Below are 753 nucleotides of genomic sequence, written 5' to 3' on the forward strand. Positions count from 1 at the left end.
TAACTCGAATTAGAAAGAGTTAATGAATAGGATGAAGCAAGTAATTTCGTCGGTTTTCTTGCTGGTATTCGTTGGTTACTCACTTTTATGAGCAGAGCAGACTTTACTTAACTCGACGTGGCACCTGTCTTCAGTCTATGTTCGTGATTCAATGTTGCGGTAGCAACATTACCATCCTAACGCCGTCGGTGGTTGTGCCACCCCCGATGCTTGATCCAATGCATTAACTCTAATTCGTTCATATTAAGCAGGTACTCTTGATAATCTTAACTTAGGATTTATCGGCGAGAGCACAATCTGTTTTGCGATTGCCCAGATATAAGCGATCATTTCACGGGCAATGGCGGTGACAACGAGGTTGTAATGCTTGCCTTTATTAATGAGCTTTTTATAACGTTTACAGAGCCTTAATTGTGCTTTCCATGCGATATCAACAATCTGCTTTGGTAAACCCTCTTGTCGTTTTTGTAACTCGGTCGATATGTTGGCTGCATGACGGTAACTATGAGCACCCTCGACTAATAAACGTCTAGCACGACCATTGCCACATTTAGTAATTGCACCAATGTGTCTTTTACCGCCACTCGAGTGTTCGCTTGGTACAAGACCTAGGTAACTCATTAGTTTTCGAGGATGGTCGAAGCGGGTTAAATCGCCAAGCTCAGCGACAACGCCAGCGGCTACAAGTAAACGAACACCTCTCATAGCCTGAATGGCTTTAACAACAGGGTAGTAACGCCATTGATAAACATG

General features: G+C 43.3%; 1 protein-coding gene. It reads right to left on the reverse strand.

The window, feature by feature from the left end; translation table 11 throughout:
- Positions 1–243: 243 nt before the first annotated feature.
- The coding region (locus tag N477_RS00645; RefSeq protein ID WP_155731756.1) for a transposase at positions 244–753 on the reverse strand (510 nt) is incomplete at its 5' end.

The organism is Pseudoalteromonas luteoviolacea H33-S, assembly GCF_001625695.1.
Classification (GTDB): domain Bacteria; phylum Pseudomonadota; class Gammaproteobacteria; order Enterobacterales; family Alteromonadaceae; genus Pseudoalteromonas; species Pseudoalteromonas luteoviolacea_B.